Source organism: Arthrobacter crystallopoietes BAB-32 (genome assembly GCF_000328305.2).
Taxonomy (GTDB): domain Bacteria; phylum Actinomycetota; class Actinomycetes; order Actinomycetales; family Micrococcaceae; genus Crystallibacter; species Crystallibacter crystallopoietes_A.
This window is the reverse complement of record NZ_ANPE02000062.1, coordinates 1-20,795: the sequence shown is the minus strand read 5'-3', so window position 1 is coordinate 20,795 and position 20,795 is coordinate 1. Positions and strand designations below refer to the sequence as shown.

The window sequence follows — 20,795 nt, the reverse complement described above, 5'->3', positions numbered from 1 at the left end:
GCTCTATTGAGCAGCAGGATTCCCCGAAAGAAGGACGATCAGTGTCTAATCCAGCCGCGGACCGCCAGCGCCCCCTGCGGGTGGCCATCATCGGAGCCGGCCCTGCGGGCGTCTACGCTGCCGACATCCTGACCAAGGCCGAGCGCGACTTCGAAGTCAGCATCGACCTCTTCGACCAGTACCCGGCACCTTACGGCCTGATCCGCTACGGTGTGGCTCCGGACCACCCCCGGATCAAGGGCATCGTCAACGCGCTGCACAAGGTGCTCGACCGCGGCGACATCCGGTTCCTCGGCAACGTCAACTACGGCCGGGATCTGACACTGAAGGATTTCCGCGACTTCTACGACGCGATCATCTTCGCCACCGGCGCCATCAAGGACGCGGACCTCGACATCCCGGGCATCAACCTGGAGGGCTCCTTCGGTGCCGCCGATTTCGTGTCCTGGTACGACGGACATCCCGATGTTTCCCGCGAGTGGCCGCTCGAGGCGAAGGAAATCGCGGTGATCGGAAATGGAAACGTTGCCCTCGACGTCGCACGCGTCCTCTCCAAGCATGCCGACGACCTGCTGACCACCGAAATCCCGGACAACGTCTACCGCGGGCTGAAGAATTCGCCCGTCACCGACGTGCACGTGTTCGGCCGCCGCGGCCCGGCACAGGTCAAGTTCACCCCGCTGGAGCTGCGCGAACTGTCGCACTCGCGGGACGTGGACATCGTGCTGTACCCGGAGGACTTCGACTTCGACGAGGGCTCGGACGAGCAGATCCGCTCCAACAACCAGACCAAGACCATGGTCAACACCCTGACCAACTGGCTGGTCGAGGAGCAGGACACCGGGGCCTCGCGCCGGCTGCACCTGCACTTCCTGCACACCCCCGTGGAGATCATCGAGGGCAGCGGCGACGGCGCAGGCAAGGTTGCCGGAATCAAGTTCGAACGCAACGAGCTGGACGGCACCGGCAATGTCCGCGGCACCGGCGAATTCGTCGAATACCCGGTCCAGGCCGTCTACCGCGCCATTGGCTACTTCGGCTCCGAGCTGCCGGAAGTGGGCTACGACGAGCGCCGAGGCGTGATCCCGAACGAGGGCGGCCGGGTCATCGACACCGAGGGCAAACCGGTGCCGGGCATCTACACCACGGGCTGGATCAAGCGGGGCCCGGTCGGCCTCATCGGCCACACCAAGGGCGACGCCCTGGAGACCATCGGCTTCCTGCTGGAAGACCGGCTGGACCTGCCGGCAGCGAAGAACCCCAGCGAAGACGCCATCACCAAACTGCTCGAAGAGCGCGGCGTCGAGTACACGACGTGGGAGGGCTGGCTGAAGCTGGATGAGCATGAGCGCCAGCTCGGCGCCTCGTTTGTGGCGGACGACGGCGGGCCTTCAGTCGAGCGCGAACGCGTCAAGGTAGTGCCGCGCGAGGACATGGTCAGGATTTCCCGGGACTGACTTGCTGCCGGCCCGGCTGTGTGGTCGGGCCGGTACTACGGATTAACGTAGAAGCGGAGCACGTCGCCGCTGGGCAGCTCAAGGCGGACCTTGTATCCGCCCGTGGTGCTGATGCGGGCTTCCGGATACGCCGATCTCAGGCTTTTGATCAGCTGGTCCGATTTGTCCGCGTCGTTGTTGTTCCGGCGCAGCGGAACACCCGGCCCGGCCGATGAGACGTCCGGCCCTCCCCAAAGTTTCGCGCTGCACCATTGCAGCAGCGACCGTTTGGTATCCACTGTGCCCGCCCTTGGTTGAACGTGGAACCGTTTCCGGCTGGACCGGCCCCAAACACCGGTCCTGCAAACCAGTATGACGGCACGAACTTGGAGTTTCCGTGACGGTGGCGCGGACACGCCGACGGGAGCCGGAAGGTGCCCGCCCGGGCAACCAGGCGGCACGGCTATCCAGGGTCACCTACTCTGGAACTGTGACGAATGATATGCCGCTGAACGAAGAACAAACCCAGAGGGTCATCGACATCGCCATGGACCTGTCCCGCGAGGGGAAAGCCGGGGAGCTGGCCGAGTTTCTGGACCATGGCCTCCCCGTAGATGTAGCTGACGGGGACAGGAACACGCTGTTGATGCTCGCCGCCTACCACGGGCACGAGGAGACGGTTGGCATGCTGCTGGAGCGGGGCGCCGATCCCGACATCCGCAATGCACGCGACCAGTCACCGATCGCCGGGGCTCTTTTCAAGGGTGAGGACGCGATCGTCGCCAGGCTGCTGGCAGCCGGAGCGGACCTGGACGCGGGGACGCCGAGCGCTCGCGACGCGGCCCGGATGTTTGGCCGGGAGCACTTGCTGGAGCAATGAGAAGAGCCCGGCACCCGACCGTGCTGGCCGGGTGCCGGGCTCTTCTGCTGTCCGTTAGACGGAGTCGGAGTTTACGTCCGTCTCGGAGATCTTGCCGGCGCGCAGGGCCTCGATGGCCTTGCGCACGCCCTCGCCGTAGGCCGGATCGGCCTGGGTGCAGTTGGCGATGTGGCGCTCGACCGTGGCCTCGGAGGCTCCATCGATGGCACGGGCGGTGTTCTCGAACAGGACCTGCCGCTGCTCCTCGGTCATCTTCTCGCGGAAGAGGATACCCGGCTGCTCGAAGTAGTTGGCATCGTCCTCACGGTAGTTGAACCGGTCGGCGACGGCACCGACACCAAGCTGCGGCTCGCGGTAGGCAGGCTGTTCCTGCCAGCGGCCGTAGGAGTTCGGGTTGATGCCCGGAGTGGCACCCTGGTTGCCGTCGACGCGCATGGCGCCGTCGCGGTGGAAGGAATTGACCAGCTGGGCACCGCGCGGGTAGTTCACCGGAATCTGGTGGTGGTTGACACCCAGGCGGTAGCGGGCAGCGTCGCCGTAGGAGAACAGGCGGCCCTGCAGCATCCGGTCCGGCGAGAAGCTGATGCCCGGAACCACGTTGGCCGGGGTGAAGGCGGCCTGCTCGACGTCGGCGAAGTAGTTCTCCGGATTGCGGTTGAGTTCGAACTCGCCGACCTCGATGAGCGGGTAGTCCTTCTTCGACCAGACCTTGGTGAGGTCGAACGGGTGGTACTTGTAGGTCTCCGCGTCGGCTTCCGGCATGATCTGCACGAAGAGGGTCCACTTGGGGAAGTCGCCCTTCTCGATCGAATCGAAAAGGTCGCGCTGGTGCGACTCGCGGTCGTCGCCGACCAGCTTGGCCGCCTCTTCGTCGGTGAGGTTCTTGATGCCCTGCTGCGTGCGGAAGTGGAACTTCACCCAGTAGCGCTCGCCGGCGTCGTTGTAGAAGCTGAAGGTGTGCGAGCCGAAGCCGTGCATGTGGCGATAGCTGGCGGGGATGCCGCGGTCGGACATGACGATGGTGACCTGGTGCAGGGCCTCAGGCAGGTTGGTCCAGAAGTCCCAGTTGTTCTCGGCGCTGCGCAGGTTGGTGCGCGGGTCGCGCTTGACGGCGTGGTTGAGGTCCGGGAACTTCAGCGGGTCGCGGAAGAAGAAGACCGGCGTGTTGTTGCCGACGACGTCCCAGTTGCCCTCTTCGGTGTAGAAGCGGAGGGCGAAACCGCGGATGTCGCGCTCGGCGTCGGCTGCGCCGCGCTCGCCGGCCACCGTGGAGAAGCGGGCGAACATCTCGGTCTTCTTGCCGATTTCGGAGAAGATCTTGGCGCTGGTGTACTTCGTGATGTCCTGGGTCACCGTGAAGGTGCCGAAGGCGCCGGAGCCCTTGGCGTGCATACGGCGCTCCGGGATGACCTCGCGGTCGAAGTGCGCCATCTTCTCCAGGAACCAGACGTCCTGGAGCAGCATGGGGCCGCGGGGGCCAGCGGTCAGGCTGTCCTGGTTGTCCGCAACGGGGGCGCCCGCTACGGTTGTCAGCGGCTTGGTGTTGTCAGCCATCTATCTATTCGCTCCTTGTCGGATCTTCCAATTGAAGGTCTTTTTGGGCAGTGCAGGCAGGGCAAAGGCCCCAGTAGATAACCTCGGCTTCATCGATCGTGAACCCGTGGTCATCTGACGCATGGAGGCATGGCGCTGCGCCCACGGCGCAGTCCACGTCTTCGATCCCACCGCATGACCGGCAGACCACGTGGTGGTGGTTGTCGCCGACGCGGGCCTCGTAGCGGGCCGGCGAACCCGAGGGCTCGATCCGGCGCAGCAGCCTGGCATCGGTCAACGCGGCAAGGACGTCGTAGACGGCCTGCTTCGAGACTCCGCCAAGTTCGGCCCTCACCACACCGGTAATGGTGTCGGCATCGGCATGCGGGTGGTTGCGGACAGCCTCAAGCACCGCAATCCGTGGACGGGTTACGCGCAGCGTTGCTTCGCGCAGCAAGTCCTCCGGCTCCCTCATTTCGACCATGCTTCGATCCTTGCACGTTTTCTGGACCGAGTCCAGAAAATTTTTTGGACTGGTTCCAGAAAGCGTAACGACGGCGTTGCGGGGCTAACATTCCGCCTTTCCGCCCACCCGGATGCCTGGTCGCCTACGATCACTGTTCATGGAGGTGGTGGCCGGCAGATGAACACAGGGCAACAACTCATGGTCGAAATTAACGGCTGTGAGCTCAAGGTCGCTACCCGGGGAAGCGGCGTCAATACTTACGTGCTGATTCCCGGCATCGGTGTTTCGCCCCGCTACTTCCAGCCGCTGGCCGATGTTCTGGCTACGGTGGGGATTGTGCATGAGGTGGAGCTTCCCGGGTTCGGCAGCACCAAGGCACCCCGCCGCCGCGTTCCGATCCACGAATTCGGGCTGCTGGTCCGGCAGGCGCTGGCGGAAGCGGGCGCCGGGCCGGCTGTATTGGTCGGCCACTCCATGGGGTGCCAGATCGCGGCGGAAATGACTGCCGCGGTGCCTGCACTGACGAAGGGACTTGTCCTGCTTGGGCCGACGGTCAACTGCGCGGAGCGGGGGGCCTTGCTGCAGGGCTTCCGGCTGCTCCAGGACACTCTGCGCGAACCTCCACGGGTCAATGCCATCGTCTTTAGCGACTACGTCAGGTCCGGTCCGCGCTGGTACTTGCGCACCCTGCCCGAAATGCTGCGGCATCGGGTGGAAGACGTCCTGGCCCGGATCGACGTGCCGACGATCATCCTCCGGGGTGAGCGGGATCCGATTGTGCCGCGAAGCTGGGTCCAGACGTTGGCGGCAGCTTCCCCGGCGGTGCGCATCGCCGACATCGCGGGGGAAGCCCACGTGCTTATGTACCGGCGGCCGCGGACCGTGGCAGCGTATTGCGAGGAGGTAGCGGCGCGGGGATGACGGTGGACTGGATGTTGACGGCCCGGAAGGCGGCCGGGCGGGCCTGGGGCTGGGTGCTGGACTACGCCTACGTGGCGTACTGGCAGGTCCACGGCTTCCTGTTCCGGCATGATCCGCTGCCTTACCTTGAGGCTACTGGCCGGGCGGACGCTCCCGTCCTGCTGATCCCGGGTGTCTACGAGAACTGGCAGTTCCTCAAGCCGATCGCCGACGCGCTTCACCGCGACGGGCATCCGGTCCACGTCGTCCGGACCCTGGGCTACAACCGAGGGACCGTAGCCAAGATGGCAGCACTGGTCGCCGCCTATCTGGACACCACGGACGTCACCAACCTGACGATCGTGGCGCACAGCAAGGGCGGCCTGATCGGAAAGCAGCTGATGTCCCGGCCGGAATCCGCGGGCCGGATCCGCCATATGGTGGCCGTCAATACGCCGTTCTCCGGTTCCCACTACGCTTGGTTCTTCCTGGCTCCGAGCATCCGTGCCTTCGCGCCGGACAATCCGGCTCTGCTGGCGCTCGCCCGGGAGCACGCGGCTCATACGCGGATCACCTCCGTGTACAGCGAATTCGACCCGCATATTCCTGGTGGCAGCCACCTCGCCGACGCCGAAAACATCGTGCTGGCCACCCACGGCCACTTCCGCATCGTTGCCGATCCGCAGCTGCTGCGGATCATCCGCGACCGCCTGCCCAGGACCGGTGCCTGACCAAACTAGAATCTGGCTCATGCCGAAACTCCTCGCCGACACCGCGCCGCTCAAAGAGAGCCCCGATTTCCGGCGGATGTGGGTCGGCACGTCGCTCTCGTCGATCGGCGCGCAGTTGACGCTGGTGGCGGTGAGCCTGGAAGTCTACGAGCTGACCCGATCCACTTTCGCGGTGGGCGCCCTCGGCATCGTCGGCCTCGTGCCGCTGGTGCTGGCCGGCCTGTACGGCGGCGCGATCGTCGACGCGCACGACCGGCGCAAGGTCGCCCTGTACTCGGGCCTGGTGCTCTGGTCCTGCGCCGGGCTCTTCGCCGTGCATGCGTGGTCCGGCATTGGCCAGGTCTGGCTGCTCTATGTGCTGATTGCCATCCACTCCGCGGCGGCGGGCGTCAACCAGCCCGCCCGCAACGCGATCATTCCCCGGCTGGTCCGGCTGGAAATGCTGCCGGCAGCCAACGCCCTGAACATGATGACCTTCGGACTGGGGATGACCATCGGACCCTTGCTGGCCGGCGTCCTGGTAGCCAACGTAGGATTCGGCTGGACCTACACCGTTGACGTCGTGACGTTCACAGCGGCGATCTGGGCGCTGTTCCGGCTGCCGCCGGTCCCGCCCGAGGGGGACGTCCGGAAAGCCGGCCTCCATTCCGTGCTTGAAGGGTTGAAGTTCCTGCGGACCAAGCCCAACATCCGCATGACGTTCCTGGTGGACCTCGCGGCGATGGTGCTGGCCCAGCCGCGGGCGCTGATGCCGGCAATCGGTGCCGTGGTGCTCGGGGGAGGGGAAGCGACGGCGGGCCTCCTGCTCGCGTCCGTCGCCGCCGGAGCGTTCCTCGCGGCACTGTTCTCCGGTCCGCTGGGCCAAGTACGCCGGCAGGGCCTGGCCGTGCTCTGGTGCGTGGCACTGTGGGGAACGGCCATCGCGGTCTTTGGCACCGTCGTCGTACTGGCCCGGAACACCGGCCCGGCGCTGGATGGCGACGTCAGCCCCTGGCTGCTGCCTGCGGCCGCGGCGCTGATGGCGGCGGGCGCCGCCGACACCGTCAGCGGCGTGTTCCGCAACACCATCCTCCAGTCGGCGACGCCGGACGCCATGCGCGGACGCCTGCAGGGGATCTTCATCGTGGTGGTCGCTGGCGGTCCGCGGCTGGGCGATGCGGTGGCTGGCGGCAACGGCGAGTGGCTGGGCGAGGGCATGGCCGCGCTCGCCGGCGGGCTGGCCTGCGTGCTCGTGGTGGGGCTGCTGCACCGGCTGCAGCCCCGGTTTGCCCGCTACGATGACCGGCACCCTGAGCCCTGACGGAACATGGCACGGGGCCGGCGCGTTATAGCAAGTGTCCGGCCCTATAGTGAAGACGGACGGTACGACGGCGGCCGCGCGGCTGCCGTAGAAGGGAACCTGAAGAGGTGCACAATCATTTCAACGGTTTGAAAACGGCCGGCCTGTTCGGTGTGCTGTTCGCGATCCTGCTCGGCATCGGCGCGCTGCTGGCCAGCGGGACCGGCAGCAGCAGCTGGATCTGGATCATGGCGCTGATCGGCGTGGCCACCACGGCCTACAGCTACTGGAACAGCGACAAGCTGGCGATCCGGGCCATGCACGCTTATCCGGTGACCGAGCAGCAGGCACCGGAAATGTACCGGATTGTGCGTGAACTCTCCGCCCGTGCCAACCAGCCGATGCCCCGGCTCTACGTGTCGCCGACCCAGGCTCCGAACGCGTTCGCCACCGGGCGGGATCCGCAGCACGCGGCCGTTTGCTGCACCGAGGGCATCCTGCGCCTGCTCAATGAACGGGAGCTGCGCGGGGTGCTGGGCCACGAGCTGATGCACGTCTACAACCGCGACATCCTGACGTCGTCGATCGCCGCCGCTGTTGCGGGTGTCATCACGTCGGTGGCACAGTTCCTGATGTTCTTCGGCGGCCGAGACCGCAATGCGAATCCGATCGCGCTGCTGGCGATGTCGCTGCTCGCGCCGATCGCGGCCATGCTGATCCAGATGTCGATTAGCCGGACGCGCGAATACGATGCGGACGAGGACGGCGCGAAACTGACCGACGATCCGCTGGCCTTGGCCTCGGCGCTGCGCAAACTGGAAATGGGAACCCAGGCGGCTCCGCTGCCGCAGGACCAGAAGATCGTCAACACCAGCCACCTCATGATCGCCAACCCGTTCCGCGGCGCCGGCGTCCAGAAACTGTTCAGCACCCATCCGCCGATGGCCGAACGGGTCGCCAGGCTCGAGCGGATGGCCGGCCGTCCGCTGGGATACTGAGGTCCGACGCATGAGGTTGCTGCTCATCCGCCACGGCCAAACGCCGTCGAACATCAAGGGCCTGCTGGACACGGACATTCCGGGGCCGGAACTGACATCCCTCGGGCATGACCAGGCCCGGGCCTTGCCGCAGGCCCTCGCCGGAGAACCTATTGAGCGGCTGTACGCCTCAACGGCCATCCGGACGCAGCTGACCGCCTCGCCCTTGGCCGAGGCGACACGGCTGGAGGTCGGGGTGCGCGACGGACTGCGGGAGATTTCCGCCGGCGCCTACGAAATGCTCGGCGACGTCGACTCCGTCCGTGCCTACCTGGAGACGGTGTTCGCCTGGACTGCAGGAGAGCTGGACGGGCGGATGCCCGGCGGCCCGGACGGCCATGAGACGTTCGGGCGGTTCGATGATGTAGTGGCCGAGGCCGAAGCCGAGGGGCTGGGCACCGTGGCGTTGTTCAGCCACGGTGCAATGATCCGCAGCTGGGCCGGGGCTCGCGCGGAGAACCTCGATGCCGGGTTCGTTGCCAGCAATGTCCTGAGCAACACCGGGGTGGTCGTCCTGGAAGGATCGGGCGGCAACTGGGAAGCCCGCACGTGGATGGGTGAAGCAGTCGGTGGCCGCGCCCTTGCCGATCCTTTGACCGACGGACCGGCAGGCGACGCCGTGCCGGGGCCAGGCAGCCCCGGCATCTGAAGCCGCCGGCAGTGCAGTACGGGCGCACCGCCGGCGGGAGTGTCAGCGGTAGTTGATGAACTGGAGGTCCACGTCCAGGTCGGAGGACTTCAGCAGGGAAATGACTTCCTGGAGATCGTCGCGCGACTTCGAACTGACCCGGAGCTCGTCGCCCTGGATCTGGGACTTCACGCCCTTGGGACCCTCGTCCCGGATGATCTTGTTGATCTTCTTCGCCTGGTCCTGGGCGATGCCTTCCTTGATGCCCGCCTCGATCCGGTACTCCTTGCCGGAGGCGAACGGCTCGCCTGCGTCGAGGGACTTCAGCGAGATGCCCCGCTTGACCAGCTTGGACTGCAGGACGTCCAGGACGGCCTTGACCCGCTCCTCGGAGTTCGCTTTCATCAGGATCTTCTCGCCGCTGAAATCGACTTCGGCGCCGACGCCCTTGAAATCGTAGCGCTGGGCGAGTTCCTTCTGCGCCTGGTTCAGGGCATTCGCAACTTCCTGCTTGTCCACCTTGCTGACGACGTCGAACGATGATTCGCTGGCCATGCTTCCTCCTCTTGCTTGGGGGTGTTTCTGCCGTCTAGCCTACTGGCAACGATGCGCGAATACCGGGCTTGTGTTCCCAGCTTTCCTTCAGCTAGCGGCCAGTGTTCGTTCAAAGTCGCCGGAAAGACTGGGCATGTTGTTTGAACGACCAAACTATTGAAGGAGCATCCTCCATGGCCAGCCGCCGGCGGTATTTTGTCCGATCGATGCGAATAGCGGCAGGCTCATTCCTCGCCGCGGCGGCGGTAACCACGATGGGTGCTCTAGGTTCCGCCTCTGCTGTAGCGGCGGTGCCGGCGTTCGAATCCGTCCACACCAAGGTGTCAGCGGCGGGCGCTGCCCTATACGTCCGCCGGGAGTCCGAGCTCTTGGAGAGGCAACTGCTGCGGCAGCGTGGCGACGAGCGGGAACGCACCGACAGGGTGGCCGGTATTAGGGCTGAAATGGATCAGGCCGTCGACTGGGGCCTGGTGACCCCAGCACAAGCGGAGCGCTTCGCTGCCCAGCTCGAATCGCGGATCATGAACGGCCGTTGAGGCCGCCGATCGCGTGCCCAAAAAGGGGCGTTCTGCCGCGGAATCACGCGGATCTTGTGCCCGATTCGATTCTTCGGCCGATCTTCTGTAAAGTTGTCTTGCTTCCACTTACGGAAGCGGTCTTCGATGAAGACACTCGGCAGATTACCCGAGCGGCCAAAGGGGGCTGACTGTAAATCAGCTGGCACTGCCTACGGGGGTTCGAATCCCTCATCTGCCACGGGAATGGGAAGACCCCGTCTGACTAGGAGAAACACTAGACAGACGGGGTTTTTTCATGCCCGGGATGACCCACCTGGACTGTTAGAACGGACTGTTTGTTAGAACTGCTTAGCTAGGGGAAGGGTCGATGGTTCCAGTGCGGGAGCAACGGGGGCCGTCGACTTTCCCGTTTTTAAAGCGTTCCGACTAATGCATGAGGACTTGCTCGTGGTGAGTGAAGGAAGGAACGCCATCGATGTGCGGAATCAAGGTTAAATGCGGCAGTCCCCGCGACCGTGGTCACGGGAACTGCCGCCAACTCAGGTTCAGATGCCGGGGCAGCCTTCATACCACCAGCCGTGCCAGGCAAAGGTGGTGATGCTCTCGGCCCTCAGTGTGTTCGACTGCCGCTCGGTCAAGTTTCCGGCGGCTTGCCATTCGGGTTCGTGCCAAAAACCGGCCATGGTTTTTGCTCCTTCTGTTCCGGACGAGGCTAGTTGCGCTTGAGGAAGATGCTGACGTCGTCGTTGTTGATGAGGTCGGGTGCGGTCCAGCCGTCGAGGTCGTATTCGCTCATGCAGGTTTCGGCGAAGCCGGTCATCATGTCGGTATGGCCCTGGGCCTGGGCGGCGAAGAGGAGTTCCGCCTTCACGTTTTCGTGGTTGCCGGAGTAGTTGCGCTCGTAGAGCTCGTGCCGGCCGCCGAACTCGGTGCCGATGGCGTCCCAGAGCAGCTTCATCAGCTTCACCCGGTCTACGGCCTGGATGCCATCGGAGCCGCGCACATACTTGTCCAGGTACGGACGGATCTCCGGCGTCTTGAAGTCCAGCGCCGAGGAGTTCAGGTAGATCAGGCCGGAAGCTACGTCCTGCTCGATGATTTCCTTGATCCGCGGGTAGCCGGTGGCCATGAACATCCGGTACGCCAGGCCGTAGTCGAGCTTGGGCAGCACGGTGCCGTCGGGGCCGGCATCGGGGTTCAGGGCCATGGCGTCGGCGAGGGCGTAGAACATATTGCGCCAGCCGATGACCTCGCCGGCGCGGGCCTGGACACCGCGGAAGTCCTTGGTGCCGGCGATTTCGAGGGCCTTGAGCAGCAGGCCGGCGATGAAGTCGAGTTTCACGGCCAGCCGGATGACGCCCTGGAACGTGAACCGGTTCAGGAACCCGGTCTGCGGGAAGAAGTTGTTGATCTTCTCGATGTCCCCGTACGCAAAGACGTTCTCCCAGGGGATGAGGACCTTGTCGAAGACGAAGACTGAGTCGTTCTCGTCCAGACGGGAGGACAGCGGGTAGTCGAATGGGGTGCCCATGACCGCGGCCTGGTGCGAGTACGAGGCGCGGGAGATCAGTTTCACGCCGGGTGCGTCCATCGGCACGGTGCAGATCAGCGCGAATTCCTTCTTCTTGATCGGCAGGCCGTAGTGGGCGATGAAGTTGTACTGGGTGATGGCCGAGCCGGTGGCAACGACCTTCGCTCCGGAGACAACGAGGCCGGCGTCGGTCTCCTTTTCGACCTTCATAAACACGTCGCCGACCTGGTCCGGCGGCAGGTGCCGGTCGACCGGGGGGTTGATGATGGCGTGATTCCAGTAGAGAACTTTTTCCTGGGACTCGTTGTACCAGCGGATCGCGTTGTCCTTGAACGGTTCGTAGAAGTCCGGCATCCCGCCGAGCGTGCCGAGGAAGGCTCCCTTGTAGTCCGGGGAGCGGCCCATCCAGCCGTAGGACATCCGTGCCCAGGTTTCGATGGCGGTGCGCGAGGCCTTGAGGTCGTCAATGGACCGGGCGGCCTTGAAGAACGGGTGGGTCTGGCCGCCGGAGCCGGTGTCGGTGGGGACCAGCAGCTTGGAGGCCGTGTCCGGGTTGTGGAAGCCGTCGTAGAGGCGGGCTGCCATGCGGACGGAGTTGCGGAAGGCCGGGTGCGTGGTGACGTCTTGGACCCGTTCGCCGTAGATCCAGACCTCGCGGTCATCCCGGAGCGATTCGATGTATTCGGCGCCGGTCTGCGGCAGCAGCGGATTGGCAGGTGTAGTCCGGGTGCTCATGTCCGTGGTGCCGGCATCGGCGGTGGTCGTGGGGTGAAGTGTTTCAGTCATGATCTTTCTTCCTTCAGGTCGGGCTGTCGGTCAGGCGTTGAGGAGGGGTTTGAAGGATTCGGCGCCGGAGAACCAGCCGGCCTCCAGCGAGTCGCCGCAGTGGTGCCAGTGGCTGGAGCCGGAGAGCGGGCCGATTTCGCGGAACTTGCCGCCGAAGAACAGCAGCGGGTCCCGGTCGGAGATTTCGAGTTTGTGGACTGTGCCGATCACAATGACGTGGTCGCCGCCGTCGTACACTTGCCAGGGCCGGCACTCCAGGGTGGCCTTGTTCTCCAACAGCACCGGGACCTCGCCGTCCAGGGTCCAGGCCGGTTCCTCCGGCAGGGGTTTGCCTGCGAAGTGCCAGGCCGTGTCCAGCTGTCCCTGGGACAGGATATTGATCGCGAACGGAGCATCCTGCAGGTACTGCGCCGCCTTGGAGCTGCGGGTCAGGGTGACCTGCGCCAGGGGCGGATCGAGCGAGACAGCTGTGAACGCGTTCACGGTGGCCCCGTGCGGGGTGCCGTCCGCGGAGCGGCAGGTCACCACGGTAACGCCGGTGGCGAACTGGCCGAACGTGTTGCGCAGTTCGCGGGGGTCGACTGCTGTTGTCTCGGTCATGGCTGTGTCCTTCACTCGGGGTCCAGCACAAAGTCGTAGGAGACTTCGCGGCCGCGGTTGTCGGTGCGCGGTGTAGGGTCGAGGATCAGTTCGGGTTTCACTGCCGAAGCGATGTCGTCGCCCACGTGTTCGTCGCCCTTGAAGTAGAGCTGTGAGGTAATCAGTTGGTAGCCGGGCGCGGAGATCTTCAGGTGCAGGTGGGCGGGGCGCCAGGCGTGCCAACCGGCCGCGGCGATGAGCCTGCCGCAGGAGCCGTCCGTCGGGATCTGGTACGGCGCGGGCTGCATGGTGTTGATCATGTAGCGTCCCTCGGCGTCCGCGGCGACGGTGGCCCGCAGGTTCCACTCGGGCAGTCCCGGCGCGAACTGGGAGTAGAAGCCCTCGTCGTCGGCGTGCCAGATCTCGACCGTGGCCCCGGGCAGCGGTTCGCCTGCGAGGTTGGTGATGCTGCCTTGTAAGAGCAGGGGCGTGCCCTGCTCGTTTTCGCGCATCGGCAGCGTGGCCGGTGACTCGAGCCGCGGGGAGTTCGGCACGTAGTACGGCCCTTCGATGGAGCCCTTCGTGCCTGCGCGGTTCTCGTTGGCGACCTGTTCGACGGAGTGCTCCACCCAGACGTCGAGGAACAAAGGCCATTCGCCGTCCTCGCCGACCTGGATCAGCCACGCCTTGAAAGCGTTGTACTCGTCATACGTGACCTTTTCTTCAAGCACCGTATCGTTGATGGCCTTGATCACCCGGGAGGCCAACAGATTTACCCGTTCCTGGCTGGACGACGCGGCGGTCTTTTTGTTCTCGCGGAAGCGTTCGGTGGCATTCGCCCCGGAAGCCGCCGCTGTGGCTTGGATTTCCGTAGTCATTGCAATCTCCTGGGTGGGCTGCTAGTTGTTTGTGAGCTTCTTGATGGGTAAGGCAGTGATGGGCCCGTGCTGAGGGAACGGGCGCGAGGCGGAGGGGGGAGCGGCGCAGCGCCCGGGCTAAACGGCGGCAGCGAGGGGGCGGAAAGCCGCGGAATCGGTGATCCAACCGGCGTGACCGTCGCCGCACTGCACCCATGGCGTGCCGCCGACGAGATCGCCGAGGTGGTGGAACTTGCCGCCGAAGAACAACAAGGGCTCGAGGGGGGTGATCTCAAGGTGCTCGACCTCGCCGACGACGATCAGGTGGTCCCCGCCGTCGTACACGCGCCATGGCCGGCATTCAAGGGTGGCCGCGTTGCCTGCCAGCACGGGAACGCCCGTGGCGCTTTGGCCCCACTCGGGGCCCCCCTTCATCGGCTTGCCGGCGAAGTGCAGGCACGTGCAAGCTGCTCCAAGGACATGACATTGATCGCGAACGGCCGATCCTCCACGAGGGTGGAGAGCTTGGAACTGCGCATCAGCGTGACTTGAGCCAGCGGCGGGTCCAGAGACACCGACGTGAACGCGCTGACCGTCGCGCCGTGCGCGCCGCCGTCGTCGGACGTCGTAGTGACCACGGTGACGCCGGTGCCGAACCGGCCGAACGCGTGGCGCAGGTCCCGCGGATCGATCGTGGATGGTGCGGACATCATGTGCTCCTGGGGGCTGTCGGGTTATGTGGTTCCCTGTCAGCGTGGCGCGGATCACGAGCCCATGGATGCCGGACGTCACAAGACGTCCGCTGAGTGCACGAAGATGTCCGATCAGTGCAAAATCAGGCCCTCAGCGCTTTCGACGGCGAGGGCAGCCTTGCGCTCCATCGATGGCGTGATGGCGTAGCGCGCCCTGTAGGCGCGGGCGAAGTAGGCCTGCGATGCGAATCCGCAACGGCTGGCAACCGCCGCAACGGAGGACCGAGCCTCGACTTGATCCGTCAGCAGGCGTCGGGCGAGCTGGAGCCGGAGCTCGAGGATGTACGCACGAGGCGAGGTGCCAGCCTCGTTGAAGAGGCGGGCGAGGTGTCTTTCGCTGACGCCGACGACGGAGGCCACCTTGGCGACGCTGAGTTCGATGTCGCCCAGGTGATCGGCGATGTAGCAGCGGGCGGCGGCGAGGTGGCCGGCGCCGGTGCCACTGCGGTCACCTAGGAGGATCGTGGACAGCAATTCGAGCGCCGTGGCCTCGGTACTCTCCGCCTCCCCTGGACGGGACAGCGCGTCCGACACCAGCCGGGCCAGGGCGAATGCCCGCCGATTGGCCGGCTGCTCCTCCCGGAAGTCAAAGACGATCGGTTTGGTCAGCGGTCGCCCGCCGGTGATTTCGAAGTAGTCCTCATGCGGGATCGTCAAGACCATTTCCCGCAGCCCGCGGCTGAAGCCGCGCATGAAGGGGCGGTCCACGTCGTAGATAACCGCTTGCCCGGGCCTGAGCGTTTCGAAGCCGCCTTGGTGATAGAAGAACGCCTCACCTTCGAGGGCGAAGAACACCGCCACGGAGTTCATCGGGTGGCGCCGGATGAACGCTTCGTTGCGCTCCACCACTTGGGCGCTGCCCTTAACGGAGGCGAACTTAAGCGAGGGGAAGTGGAGATTGATCTCGGCTGCCTGCAGCGGTTGTTCGTCCATGGTGCGGATGTCGAGCGCGATAAGGGCCTTGGCGTTGTGGTGTTCCCACAATTGCACCCGGTTCACCGAAGGGATGCCGTCGGTGGAGAATCTCAGCGACTTGGCACCGCGGGGCTGCTCGAGAGTCATGGATAGCCAGTGTAATCCAAATCACACGGAGGCACTTGTCTCAGCACAATCCAGACAAGCTGGACGACGAGGACAAAAGCGGTGCGGCAGCGAAGGCCCGGGAACGCCTATGCCCTCGTTGGGGACCTTCCCAGATTTCCCAAACCAGTTCGTTCGACACTTCTCCTACGTCATGTGACGGCCTTGGGTCACGTGACGGCAACACTTCGCTGCTTCCCTTGAGCACACTCGGTATCGACGTACCCTGTACGTACCGATACCGGTGACACAGCGAAGTGGCTGGTGCCAGAAGTACGTTCTGACTTGTCAGGAGATCTGAATGGGGCGAAAGAACAGGGCATCGACGAGTCTGCGTGAACTCATGGAGTCGGCTCCGGCCGGCTACTCGGAGAAGGAACGGAGCTGGCCGGGACGGCTGGCGGTGTGGGCTGGGGCAGTGGCTGTGGTGGCGATCAGCGCCGGAACGCTGGTGGCGCCGGGAGCGGTGGCGCTTTCTGCCGGAGCCAATTCCCTCGTCAACCTTTGGGAGGAACTGCCTGCCGATCTCCCGTTGGACAGGGCCCTGCCGCAACACACCGTCCTGCTCGACAACGAGGGCAAGGAGTTCGCCCGCTTCTACAGCGAAAACCGGATCGATGTCGACCTGGACCGGGTGTCGCAGACGTTCCTGGACACCTTGATCTCCACCGAGGATGTGCGCTTTTACGACCATCACGGCGTCGACCCCTACGGAATCACCAGGGCTGCCGTCAGCAACGCACTCAGTTCCGACCTCCAGGGCGCGTCGACGATCACCCAGCAGCTGGTCCAGAACATCATGGTCAACAACGCCCGGGACGAGACCGAACAGCTGGTCGCTGTCGGTGATACCTACAACGCCAAGATCCGCGAATCCAAATACGCAGTCCATCTCGAGCAGAAGCTGGGCAAGGACGAAATCCTCAGGATGTACGTCAACGCGGTCTACTTCGGCAACCGCGCCTACGGTGTTGAAGCGGCCGCCCGCATCTACTTCAACACGAGCGCAGCGAAACTCAACCTGCCGCAGTCGGCCCTGCTGGTCGGCCTCCTCAAGGGCCCCGGAGTCTACGATCCGTTCACGAAGGCCGATGCCGCTACGGCGCGCCGGAACACCGTGCTGACAGTGATGGAAAACAACGGTGCCATCACGGCGGAAGAAGCTCATGCCGCCCGGAAGGCCCCGCTGGGCTTGGAGCGGGGCAGCGTGCCCTCCAGCTGCGGCGACTCGGAATTTCCGTTCTACTGCGAGCTGGTGCGCGAAGAGATCCTGGAGAACCAGGCCTTCGGCGCCACGCCTGAGGAACGGGCCGACCGGCTCTCGCGCGGAGGCATGACGCTGACCACGGGCCTGGACCGCCAGGCGATGGCCGCGGGCCGCAAGGCCGTTACCGAAGCCCTCGGGGACAAGAACCGCGCCGCCTTGGGGGTCGCCGTCGTCGAACCCGGAACCGGACATATCGCGGCCGTGACCCAGAACCGCAGTTGGGGCAAAGGCAAAGGCAAGACCGAAGTCGTCTATGCCAAGAGCGAGTTCCAGGTTGGCTCATCGATGAAGCCGCTCGTGCTCGGTACGGCCTTGAGCGAGGGCGTACCGGCTTCGCAGCGCTACGTGTCCAACGGGCCGTACTACTCGCCCGAGCTCGACGATCCGGCCGAGGGCTTCCACAATTACGGATTCATCAACCATGGCAGCATCGACGCCTATGAAGCTGTCCGCAAGTCCGTCAACGTCTACTTCGTCAAGCTGATCGAACGCACCGGCGTAGTCGACGTGGCCAAGTTCGCCGAGTCGCTGGGCATCACGTCCATTCCCACGGACAAGCTGAGCGGCCGGGAGGCGTCGCTGGCACTGGGCGCCTACGAAGTGTCGCCGCTGGAAATGGCCAACGCCTATGCCTCGTTCGTCAGCGGCGGGGTGGTCTGCAAGCCGGTGACGATTACGAAGGCCGTGCGCAGCGGCACGGATGAAGAATTGCCGGTTCCGGACGCGGACTGCCACCAGGCGATCGACCCCGGCGTGGCCGACACCGTGGCCGACGCGCTGAAGGAACCGTTCAAGTCCGGCGGCACGCTGGGGGCGATGGGCAAGCCGAAGGGCCGCGAAGCCGGCGCCAAGACCGGCACCACGAATGATTTCTCCGCGAACTGGATCGTCGGGGTGACGCCGCAGTATTCCACCGCTGTCTGGCTGGGGGACCCGCGGGGCGGCGGCCAGTATCCGCTGGACCGGGTCGAAGCCTACGACACGACCTACTATGACCTGACCGGGTCGGAAGTCGCCGGGCCGGTCTGGAAGGCCACCATGGAGGGCGCGCACAAGGGCCTGCCCGCGGAGCCGCTTCCCGATGCCGCCCCGGTCGGCCTCGGCATGGCGACGGACAAATCGATCCCGGATGTGCGCGGCATGAAGGTCGACGAGGCCATCACCGTCCTGCTGCGCAACAACCTGGTACCAGTGGTCAACCAGGAAACGGCCAAGGCTGATCCGCTGCAGCAACCGGGGACGGTCGTAGCCCAGACTCCGGCGGCCGGCGGGACGCTCCGCTACCGCCAGGAAGTCGCGATCACGCTGAGCGCTGGAAGCGAAACGTCAATCACCATTCCGGACAACGGATAGGCAGGTAGCGCATGTCTGTTTTCGAGAAGCGGCCCGGCATGGCGCTCGCGGCCGGTGCCCTGACCTTGTCGGCGGTGGCGGGAACGGGCCTCTTCGCCCTGCACCTGTCCGGTACAACGACGGTGGCCACGAGCCCGGCGTCGGCCGAACAGACCGCGGTGCCGGTGGCGAAGCCGGAACCGGTCGCGGCCAAGATCCGCGACGTTCCGGCCGAAGCGGCCCTTACCGAGGCGTTGGAGAAGGCACCGAAGGACTGGAAGACCGCGGGCAGCGTCCAGCGGTCGGCCACTCCGCCGCTGCCGTTCTCCTGTACGGCCGGCGGTTCGGCCCCTGCCGTTGCGCTGTCTCGACAGTTCAGGGTGGACAGCGAACGGGTCCAGGTCGTGGCCACGGCCTACACCGCGGGCCTGGGCGCCGAGGCCATGGCCAGGTTAATGGACGACGCCGATTCCTGCGCGGGCGGCGGCGTTGCGGTCCGCGTGGGGGACTTTGACGGCAAGAAGCCGGGCGTGGAGGCGCACCGGGTCTTTACCTACGAAGGGTTCAGCTCGGCGCAGGTTGTCGCCTTCCGGCGCGGGGACGTCGTGGTCTTCATCGCCGGTTCGGAGGGCGCTCCGCTGTCCCGCCTTGCCCGGGAATTAAACGGCCATCTGGCCGGTCGGCTCGAAGGCGTCTGTGCCGACCAGAAGTCCACCGTCGAGGACGCCAGACGGTCGCCGTGGTCCGCCGCAGGCTACCGCCCCTACACGGTCAACGACACTGTGTCCGTGCGTGACCTGCCGTTGCCCCGGCTGGCCAAGGGGTCCGAGGTCGAAGCCGTGGGGCTGCCAGGGCCGAAGATCAAGATCGAGCGGGCCAAGCCGGCGGAGGAGCCGATTTATCCCGTCTGGCCGCCCATGCCGGACAAGAAGGCAGTGCCGAAGCCGCCGGCTAGCCCCGACAAAGCCCCCGTGACCCAGGCCAAAGTCGCAGTGCTGGCCGAGGACGAAACCGGCCCGGGCTGCGGCTGGGCCTTCACCGGCATGAGCCCTGTAGCCTTCGATGCCAAGGCCGCCGGGCAAGACAACGAGGAGCGCCGTGCAAAGGCAACGGAGCAACTCGCCGCCGGAACGGTTCGGTGGCAGCGGGATGTCCTGGAGTACTGGGAGGCCTACGACGGCTATGTGGACGATGCGGCGGAGTACAAGGACTACGCGGCGGACGTGCGCAAGGTCAACAAGGCCTGGGATGCCATCGGCGAGAAGTGGGACGAGTACTGGGTCGCCTACGACGCCTATCAAGCAGCGCTCGGCACCCGGTCGCAGTTCTTCGTCGACCAGGACAATGCCCGCGCGCGCTACCAGAATGCGCTCGACCAGTGTGAGGCAGACAACCGGGAAGCCGCCGAAGAGGCACGCAAGCAGGCCGAGGAACGGGAGAAGGAGCGCGACGAGGACGAGAAGGACGAAGGGGAAGGGGAGGACAGCGAGGAGCAGCAGGAGCCGGCACCTGCACCGGCGCCGGTCGACTGCGAGGCGGCGGTGGCAGTGCCGGCCATCCTGTCCTATGCCCCGCCTCCCGCGCCGTCCGAACCGGCCCAGCCCAAGGATCCGCGCCCTGCCAACCGGCGCTGACCGGTCGAACCAAGGGCCGTCTGCGCGGACGTCAGGCCGCCCCCGCGGCTTCGAGCGGAAAGATCTCCCACAGGAGGCATACCGCCGACGGTTCCGCATCGTGCAGGACGTTGTAATGCAGCCACTGCCAAGCGGTTGCTCCGTTGGCATCGATTGGCGGAGGCGGAGAGGTCTCGGGCTGGAACCAGGATCCGGCCGCCCAGATGAAATGCAGCGGGCCGCTGGCTGTTTCATAGGGGCCGGCACGCGCCAGGTCCCGGGGCAGCGGCAGCTTGGTGCGCAGGCTGCCCGCCATGCCGACGGCGTAGAGTCCGTCGCCCGGCGGCTGGCAGGCGTACGGCAGTTCCGCCACCAGGCCGTCGACGAGCTTCCTGCTCCTGTGGATGGCTGCGTCGAGGAACCGTCCTTCAATGACGATCAGCGCAGTTTGGCGTTCCATCTGTCCCTCCTCTGCCCGAACAGCTTGCCTGTGTCCGACTGTAGGAACAGGCGGCGCTGGCCGGCAGAGCGCATGGCGCAGTTGTGGACAACTTCTCATGCGTTCAGCGAACAGGGGAGACAGCAGCGGCACCGGCCGATAACGTGGCACCATGGCAACGATCAATATCACCGAGGCCCAGTTCCCGCAGACCATCGAGGAAAACGACATCGTCTTCGTCGATTTCTGGGCTGACTGGTGCGGCCCCTGCAAGCAGTTTGCCCCCGTCTACGATTCCGTTTCCGAGCAGCATGAGGACGTTGTGTTCGCGAAGGTGGACACCGAAGCCGAGCAGGGCCTGGCCGCTGCCGCCGGTATCACTTCCATCCCCACGCTGATGGCTTTCCGCGAGAAGGTCCTGGTCTTCTCGCAGCCCGGCGCCCTCAACTCCAGCCAGTTCACCGAGCTGGTGCAGGCCGTCAAGGGCCTGGACATGAAGGAAGTGCACGCCCAGGTCGCCGCCCAGCAGCAGGCTGCCCAAGGCGAGTAAGCGAAGGCTGATCCAAGGCGCCCGCCGCCCCGGTCCGAAGCTTCCG

Annotated in this window: 23 protein-coding genes and 1 tRNA gene; 12 read left to right on the top strand and 12 right to left on the bottom strand. The window is 65.4% G+C overall.

Features of this window, described 5'->3' with window-relative positions; translation table 11 throughout:
* Nucleotides 1–41: 41 nt before the first annotated feature.
* The gene (locus D477_RS02475; protein ID WP_005266951.1) at nt 42–1,457 is read left to right on the top strand and encodes an FAD-dependent oxidoreductase; all 1,416 of its coding nucleotides are present in this window, start codon (nt 42–44) and stop codon (nt 1,455–1,457) included.
* Between the two features lie 35 nt (nt 1,458–1,492).
* Here the strand turns inward: D477_RS02475 and D477_RS02470 are convergent, their stop codons facing one another.
* Nucleotides 1,493–1,735 (bottom strand): hypothetical protein, encoded by a 243-nt coding sequence (locus D477_RS02470; RefSeq protein ID WP_005266950.1) that lies wholly within the window; start codon nt 1,733–1,735, stop codon nt 1,493–1,495.
* 203 nt (nt 1,736–1,938) lie between these two features.
* Here D477_RS02470 and D477_RS02465 point away from each other — a divergent pair, with 203 nt between their 5' ends.
* Nucleotides 1,939–2,316: an ankyrin repeat domain-containing protein gene (locus D477_RS02465; protein ID WP_005266949.1), complete on the top strand. Its 378-nt coding sequence runs from the start codon at nt 1,939–1,941 to the stop codon at nt 2,314–2,316.
* A 54-nt stretch (nt 2,317–2,370) separates the two neighbouring features.
* Here D477_RS02465 and D477_RS02460 read toward each other — a convergent pair whose 3' ends face one another.
* Nucleotides 2,371–3,870, bottom strand: coding sequence for a catalase (locus tag D477_RS02460; protein WP_005266948.1), 1,500 nt, complete (start codon nt 3,868–3,870; stop codon nt 2,371–2,373).
* A 4-nt stretch (nt 3,871–3,874) separates the two neighbouring features.
* A complete protein-coding gene (locus tag D477_RS02455) occupies nt 3,875–4,333 on the bottom strand; it encodes a Fur family transcriptional regulator (protein WP_005266947.1) in 459 nt (152 codons plus the stop codon).
* A 180-nt stretch (nt 4,334–4,513) separates the two neighbouring features.
* On the opposite strand from D477_RS02455, the gene D477_RS02450 reads away from it, so the two are divergent.
* The 5 genes from D477_RS02450 (at nt 4,514) to D477_RS02430 (ending at nt 8,911) form a co-directional block, all read left to right on the top strand.
* A complete protein-coding gene (locus tag D477_RS02450) occupies nt 4,514–5,236 on the top strand; it encodes an alpha/beta fold hydrolase (RefSeq protein WP_190273506.1) in 723 nt (240 codons plus the stop codon).
* The gene (locus tag D477_RS02445; RefSeq protein WP_005266944.1) at nt 5,233–5,946 is read left to right on the top strand and encodes an esterase/lipase family protein; all 714 of its coding nucleotides are present in this window, start codon (nt 5,233–5,235) and stop codon (nt 5,944–5,946) included. Before D477_RS02450 ends, D477_RS02445 begins: the two co-directional genes overlap by 4 nt.
* Before the next feature lie 19 nt (nt 5,947–5,965).
* Nucleotides 5,966–7,246, top strand: a complete 1,281-nt coding sequence (locus tag D477_RS02440) for an MFS transporter (protein WP_005266943.1) — start codon at nt 5,966–5,968, stop codon at nt 7,244–7,246.
* A gap of 107 nt (nt 7,247–7,353) precedes the next feature.
* Nucleotides 7,354–8,223, top strand: coding sequence for a zinc metalloprotease HtpX (gene htpX / locus D477_RS02435; protein WP_005266942.1), 870 nt, complete (start codon nt 7,354–7,356; stop codon nt 8,221–8,223).
* Nucleotides 8,224–8,233: 10 nt separating this feature from the next.
* Nucleotides 8,234–8,911 carry a histidine phosphatase family protein gene (locus D477_RS02430; protein ID WP_005266941.1) on the top strand — a complete coding sequence of 226 codons (678 nt, stop codon included), beginning with the start codon at nt 8,234–8,236 and terminating at the stop codon, nt 8,909–8,911.
* 42 nt (nt 8,912–8,953) lie between these two features.
* On the opposite strand, the gene D477_RS02425 is transcribed toward D477_RS02430, so the two are convergent.
* Nucleotides 8,954–9,445, bottom strand: coding sequence for a YajQ family cyclic di-GMP-binding protein (locus D477_RS02425; protein ID WP_005266940.1), 492 nt, complete (start codon nt 9,443–9,445; stop codon nt 8,954–8,956).
* Nucleotides 9,446–9,618: 173 nt separating this feature from the next.
* On the opposite strand from D477_RS02425, the gene D477_RS02420 reads away from it, so the two are divergent.
* A complete protein-coding gene (locus tag D477_RS02420) occupies nt 9,619–9,981 on the top strand; it encodes a hypothetical protein (protein WP_005266938.1) in 363 nt (120 codons plus the stop codon).
* A gap of 138 nt (nt 9,982–10,119) precedes the next feature.
* Nucleotides 10,120–10,201: transfer RNA gene (locus tag D477_RS02415), tRNA-Tyr, on the top strand.
* A gap of 307 nt (nt 10,202–10,508) precedes the next feature.
* Here D477_RS02415 and D477_RS22505 read toward each other — a convergent pair.
* The 7 genes from D477_RS22505 to D477_RS02390 form a co-directional block, all read right to left on the bottom strand.
* Nucleotides 10,509–10,646 (bottom strand): hypothetical protein, encoded by a 138-nt coding sequence (locus tag D477_RS22505; RefSeq protein ID WP_190273505.1) that lies wholly within the window; start codon nt 10,644–10,646, stop codon nt 10,509–10,511.
* Between the two features lie 29 nt (nt 10,647–10,675).
* Nucleotides 10,676–12,280 (bottom strand): 4-hydroxyphenylacetate 3-hydroxylase family protein, encoded by a 1,605-nt coding sequence (locus D477_RS02410; protein ID WP_005266936.1) that lies wholly within the window; start codon nt 12,278–12,280, stop codon nt 10,676–10,678.
* A 30-nt stretch (nt 12,281–12,310) separates the two neighbouring features.
* The gene (locus D477_RS02405) at nt 12,311–12,880 is read right to left on the bottom strand and encodes a flavin reductase family protein (protein ID WP_005266935.1); all 570 of its coding nucleotides are present in this window, start codon (nt 12,878–12,880) and stop codon (nt 12,311–12,313) included.
* An 11-nt stretch (nt 12,881–12,891) separates the two neighbouring features.
* Nucleotides 12,892–13,737, bottom strand: a complete 846-nt coding sequence (gene catA, locus D477_RS02400; RefSeq protein ID WP_005266933.1) for a catechol 1,2-dioxygenase — start codon at nt 13,735–13,737, stop codon at nt 12,892–12,894.
* 117 nt (nt 13,738–13,854) lie between these two features.
* Nucleotides 13,855–14,151 (bottom strand): flavin reductase family protein, encoded by a 297-nt coding sequence (locus tag D477_RS23505; RefSeq protein ID WP_272943809.1) that lies wholly within the window; start codon nt 14,149–14,151, stop codon nt 13,855–13,857.
* A complete protein-coding gene (locus D477_RS23500) occupies nt 14,148–14,429 on the bottom strand; it encodes a flavin reductase (RefSeq protein WP_272943808.1) in 282 nt (93 codons plus the stop codon). Before D477_RS23500 ends, D477_RS23505 begins: the two co-directional genes overlap by 4 nt.
* A 111-nt stretch (nt 14,430–14,540) precedes the next feature.
* Nucleotides 14,541–15,530, bottom strand: coding sequence for a helix-turn-helix domain-containing protein (locus D477_RS02390; protein WP_005266931.1), 990 nt, complete (start codon nt 15,528–15,530; stop codon nt 14,541–14,543).
* A gap of 319 nt (nt 15,531–15,849) precedes the next feature.
* On the opposite strand from D477_RS02390, the gene D477_RS02385 reads away from it, so the two are divergent.
* Nucleotides 15,850–18,168: a transglycosylase domain-containing protein gene (locus D477_RS02385; protein ID WP_043845310.1), complete on the top strand. Its 2,319-nt coding sequence runs from the start codon at nt 15,850–15,852 to the stop codon at nt 18,166–18,168.
* Between the two features lie 11 nt (nt 18,169–18,179).
* The gene (locus D477_RS02380) at nt 18,180–19,781 is read left to right on the top strand and encodes a hypothetical protein (protein WP_005266927.1); all 1,602 of its coding nucleotides are present in this window, start codon (nt 18,180–18,182) and stop codon (nt 19,779–19,781) included.
* A 31-nt stretch (nt 19,782–19,812) separates the two neighbouring features.
* Here D477_RS02380 and D477_RS02375 read toward each other — a convergent pair whose 3' ends face one another.
* Entirely contained in the window at nt 19,813–20,220 is a 408-nt protein-coding gene (locus tag D477_RS02375; protein ID WP_005266925.1) for a hypothetical protein, read from the bottom strand.
* A gap of 151 nt (nt 20,221–20,371) precedes the next feature.
* On the opposite strand from D477_RS02375, the gene trxA reads away from it, so the two are divergent.
* Nucleotides 20,372–20,749, top strand: coding sequence for a thioredoxin (trxA, locus tag D477_RS02370; RefSeq protein ID WP_005266923.1), 378 nt, complete (start codon nt 20,372–20,374; stop codon nt 20,747–20,749).
* Nucleotides 20,750–20,795 lie beyond the last annotated feature (46 nt).